The organism is Streptomyces sp. NPDC033229 (assembly GCF_055576875.1).
Window position 1 is genome coordinate 1 of the sequence record NZ_JBVIQR010000129.1, and the last position, 4,731, is coordinate 4,731.

General features: G+C 64.7%; 5 protein-coding genes. 1 reads left to right on the forward strand and 4 read right to left on the reverse strand.

The features are described from left to right. Window positions 1-631 precede the first annotated feature (631 nt). Entirely contained in the window at window positions 632-1,066 is a 435-nt protein-coding gene (locus ACZ53N_RS36355) for an IS3 family transposase (RefSeq protein ID WP_469144996.1), read from the forward strand. A gap of 357 nt (window positions 1,067-1,423) precedes the next feature. Here ACZ53N_RS36355 and ACZ53N_RS36360 read toward each other — a convergent pair whose 3' ends face one another. From ACZ53N_RS36360 to ACZ53N_RS36375, 4 genes are all read right to left on the reverse strand, one after another. Then, complete coding sequence (locus ACZ53N_RS36360) at window positions 1,424-1,777, reverse strand: MiAMP1 family antimicrobial peptide (protein WP_469144997.1); 354 nt, start codon at window positions 1,775-1,777, stop codon at window positions 1,424-1,426. A 128-nt stretch (window positions 1,778-1,905) separates the two neighbouring features. Next, on the reverse strand, window positions 1,906-2,247 hold the full coding sequence (locus ACZ53N_RS36365) for an aegerolysin family protein (RefSeq protein ID WP_469144998.1): 342 nt from the start codon (window positions 2,245-2,247) through the stop codon (window positions 1,906-1,908). Between the two features lie 589 nt (window positions 2,248-2,836). Then, complete coding sequence (locus tag ACZ53N_RS36370) at window positions 2,837-3,151, reverse strand: SH3 domain-containing protein (RefSeq protein WP_469144999.1); 315 nt, start codon at window positions 3,149-3,151, stop codon at window positions 2,837-2,839. 174 nt (window positions 3,152-3,325) lie between these two features. Further along, window positions 3,326-4,093, reverse strand: a complete 768-nt coding sequence (locus tag ACZ53N_RS36375; RefSeq protein WP_469145000.1) for a helix-turn-helix domain-containing protein — start codon at window positions 4,091-4,093, stop codon at window positions 3,326-3,328. Window positions 4,094-4,731: the final 638 nt, after the last annotated feature.

The window sequence follows — 4,731 nt, forward strand, 5'->3', positions numbered from 1 at the left end:
ACGGCCCCGGCGATCAGGGCCCGCTTGCGCTTGGCGCGGGACTCCTCCCTCTGACGCTGTTCCTGCAGCCGCTCGCGGGCGCTGCGCTTTCCGTCACTGTTCTCGTGGATCATATCGATGTGAACGCGTATGACTTGCCGATTGTCCCCTTGAGCACGTTCCTCAGTGTGGCGGGAACGGACCCGGAGGTTCACACATGACGGTGGTGATTGCCCGAGTAGTCGGCGCGTTCACCAACGGGGTCGCACCCCGCCAGGTGCCGTTGAGGGCCCTGAAGTTTTCCGGACAGCAACCCAATAGGTTGATCTGTCAGGAAACGAGGTAGAGCAAGTGCCACGTACTGGCCCCTATTCCCCGGAGTCCGTGAGGAAGCCGTCCGGCTGGCTCTCGCTGCGAACAAGCCGATTGCGCAGACGGCCCGGGAACTTGAAGTGCCGCTGCGGACATGGGTGGGCAGGCACCAACGTAAAGACGGGCCGCAGGCTGCGGACATCACCCTTGACGAGCGGGCCAGGCTGAAAGAGCTCGAACGCTATACCCGCGAGCTAGAGAGGGAAGTCAGCTTTCCGAAAAAAGCCGCAGCGTTCGCGAGGGATCCCCGGTAGCGAGCAAGCATGAGTTCATCGAAACGATGCGACTCGACGCCGCGGAGTGCGCATATTCTGTCGGGTTCATGTGTGAGCGGCTCGGCGTTTCCAAGTTCGGTTACTACGACTGGCGCGACCGCCTGGATTCCGCGACGGCCCAGTGGTGTGAGGAATTGAAAATGCTCGTTACGCAGGCTTCCGAAGATTCCGACAGCGCCTATGGCTACCGGCGCATCCACGCCCAGCTGGCTCGCTGGGACGTAATCGCCAGCCTCGAGCTCGTCCGCCAGATTATGCGTGACCTGAGCCTGGTGCCCTGCCAGCCCAAGCCGAAATGGTGGTCGCTCACCCGGGCGGCGCCCGGCTTGGGCCGGACCTCGCAGGCCGCGACGTCACTGCCGACGCCCCTGGCGAGAAACTGTCGGGGACATCACCTACATATTGGTCAGAATTTCAAATGGTTCTCTTCGGGAGTGTAGCGGGCGTGGGAGCCGCCGAGGTAGCCGCGGACGATTCCCGGCGGCGGGCTGGGTCTGGTCGCGGGCTCGGCTGTTGAGCCTGTCCAGGAAGCGGCACATGGCCTTCGTGTCGAAGTCTTGGTGAACACCATGAAGTGCATCCGCCCCTTCGGACTGATCGCGGACACCACGTTCGCGGAGAACCGGTTGCGGCTGGTGGCCTGGTCCGGTCGGATCCCGGCCTGGTCGCCGGAGAGGACCTCGGCGTTATCCGGCTCCGCCCTGGCACCGATCGTCAGTCAGGACCATACCGGCGGCGGCCGCTCAGGGGGCTCCGGGGTGGCGGTCCTGAGCGAACAAGAGTTGAGGCGCTGGCTATCAGCAGACGATGAGCACGCTCTTCCAGCCGAACGGGGTGGACTGCTCCGTGTTCTTGTTGCTCTTGAGGACAAAGTGAACGGGCCCGCCTGCGCCCGGCTGGTTGTACATACGCCCGTCCTGACCACGCCCGATCCACTTGTAGGAGCCACGGAAGGAAATGTTGTGCGAGCCGCATCCGTTGATGTCCTCCGACCGCCCCGTGAAGCTCGTCCCCTCGTACGCGACGAAGGACGAGGTCATCCCGATGGGGCGAGGCTCGGCCGCGGCCGCTGGGACCGCCGCCACGATGCTGCCCACAGCCGTCGCTGTCAATGCCACCGCCGCGCGTCGACCGAACGTGAACGTTTGCATGGGCGTGTTCCCCTTGTTGTTTGCTGAGCTGATTTTCCGTTCAGGAAGGCACAGCGAATGCGAGTACCTACGCTCCGGGGAGTCGCGTCTCTGTTTTGTGCCGCACTCGCCACTGTATTTGTGGGGTGTCAGGAGCCGATGAAGGTGAACTGGACATCTGCGTGGTTGCCACTGCCGCCGACGATGATGCTGCGGAAGGCACCGTCGGTTCCGGCGGTGTCGTATGAGTTCGAGCCGATGAACGGATTGTTCCAGTGCAGGTGGACGCGTTTCGTGTTGTTGGCGGGATTCTTGCAGCCCTGTGTGATGAAGTCTGCTTCTCCTTCGGTGCCGGTGGCGACGCCGTTCGACTCAGATTCCCAGTGGATCGTGTCACCGCGTTCGATGAACTCCGGCGGGTGGATAGTCCACTCGCCGTGGTCTAGCCGTGCCGTTACCAGTTTTAGATCACACCGAGTGCTGTTGGTCATGTACACCTCCACGTTACGGGCGGCAAAGAGCTCTTCGCCGCCCGCCTTCTCCGTGTTCGCCGCCGCCGCAGGAGCTGCCGCAGCAATCGCCAGGAGCGCCGCGAGTGAGGCGGCTCCGCCTGATAGACCCGCAACGCGCCCCACACTTGCCCTCGCACACATTTCATCACCTTCTGAAGTAAATAAGAGGGGTAATGGACCTACCTGATGTGAGCAGGCCTGGTAAGGACCATTTGCTGATCCCGGTCGCCGTGCGGCGTAATGCCGTCCGCCCTCCACGGTCACCACCGCCGTCTGCTGCCGGATTTCGGCGGTGGAACCTTGGCTCATGCTTATGAAAGCCGCAGAACTCCACGCGCACCAGAGACATCTACCCCCATCTACCTCACCTAGAGTCCCGGGGCTTGAAGTCCGTGCTGGCTCCCCAAGGTCCATGTCCCATCGAGTGATGTGGTGGCTTCTGGAGGGGAGCCCGACCAGTTGCGCTATTTCCGCAGCCGACGGGGGTGTTTCTAGCAGTCCAGCTAAGCCACGTGGATACCCGAGGACATGGGTTGCCTTGCCCGTCTGTGTGGCGCAGTGGGATGAGTCAGGGGCACCAGTGGGGGATGGCTCCGAGGTTCTTGATGTAGCGGGCGGATGCGAAGGTCCAGCCGGCGTTGGGGATGAGGTACCAGCGTGGGTTGCCGTCGATGTTCTGGCCTTTCACCTTGCAGGCGATGTGCACGACGGTGTGGTATTTGAGTTTGCCCAGGATCTTGCTGTGCTGGTTAGGCTTTTCGCGCAGGAGCAGGCCTGTCTTGGCGATGACGAGGCCCCTGTAGGGGGCGGGGATGCTGTAGCTGGTCTTGGGGTCCGCGGGGGCGGAAGGGGTTGCGAGGGCTGAGCCGGCTGTGGCAACCATGGCGAGGGCACTCGCACCGGCATACAGAGCGGTCCTGCTGACTATTGACTGAAAGAACATGGTGCTGCCTTCCGGGGACATCCAACGGAGATTCGCGACGGTGCCAGGTGCCGCGGTGGCCGGACTGGGGGCGGCTCAGCCGGTGGAGCTGAATGACGGGCACAGTGGCCTGAGTTAATGGGCCGTCTGATTTGATGCTAGATCTGGCGCTTTGGATTCGCAACATTCTCCGCGAGGCGGACATGCCTCAGCTGGGCTGGAGAGGCTGCGACGGGCGCCACCGCGCAAAGACTGAGGGCCAGGCTCCGCGGTCCTGCCCCGCAGAGCACGTCCAACTGCCCCGGCGTGCCCGACGCCATCGGGAAAGCTACGACTTGGGCTTTTGGGAGTAATGAGCCAGGTCGGCTGTGATATGAGAAGGGCCGCACGGGCGGGGATGGTGTGAAGCGACCCGGAGCCCGTGCGGCTGTGCTCATCATGCCCTGCCTGGTATCCCCCAGCCAACACCGCTGAGCCTGCCGCAAGCGGCGCTTGTACGACGTGGACTGCTCCCACTGTCTTCGGTGCTGTCCGCGAGGTCCGCGTTCGGCGGACCAGGCCGTTGCATGACAGCACCCGGTGCACCGTCGCACGAGACGGCGCCACCTCCAGCTTCGGCCGGGCGAGCTCGGGGGAGATCCGCCGGGCACCCCACCGCGGGTGCTGCCGCCGCATCTGGCATATCAGAGCCTCGACCTCGGCGGACAGCCGCGCCGGGCTGTTGCGCGGCCGCCGAGATCGGTCCACCAGCCCGGGCATGCCCTCCTGATCGAACCGCTTCCGCCAGGTGTGGAGCGTTTGACGAGACGTCCCGTACCGGGCAGCGACCTCCCCGATAGGCGACCCGCCGAGCACCTCACGCACAGCCCGGTACCGGTACTCGGTCAACTGCTGAAGATCCACACCCGCCCGCCGATGCGTCAACTATGTCCACAGCACAAAGAGTTAAGCATGTCCTGAGACCTCAAAGCTCCGACTCAGCCCGGACCTGGTGCCCAGGTTGGCTGACTCGCCTCCCTCGCCCAGTCCGGTCCACCGCCGCAACAGCGCTCAGCCGCCCCACACGCCCCGCTGCCCCTGGGCTGGCACGGTGCGGCGGCACTGAGCCGTGCCCACTCGGGATCGGGCTGGCCCGGCACGGTCCAACCCGCAGCCCGCCAGTGAGCCGCCGGTTCTTCGAGGATCGGCGCATGGTCCACCGCCCTTGCCAGGGCCGTTTTCCCGGGCCTGGCGGCGGGCCCCGGAGGCGTCAACAATCGGCTCATGCAGGACCAACGCTCCCGAGTCCCGGAGAGTCATCCGGTAATGGGCGCCAGCGGCACATTCCAGCCAACCCCTGTGCCCGGATTCCCGGAGGCTCGCCCCGACGGGCACGCAGCGGGCTTGCGCCCATGGCGCCTCACCCGAAGCGGCTGGGACCCACTCACGTCACCGGCCTCCCGGGAGCCTTACGAGCTGGTGCGTGATAGCGGGGTGAGTGTCGTGCCTGGCTGGTGGCATGATCCGGCTGTGGCGATCACGATCAATCGGGCGGTACTGGC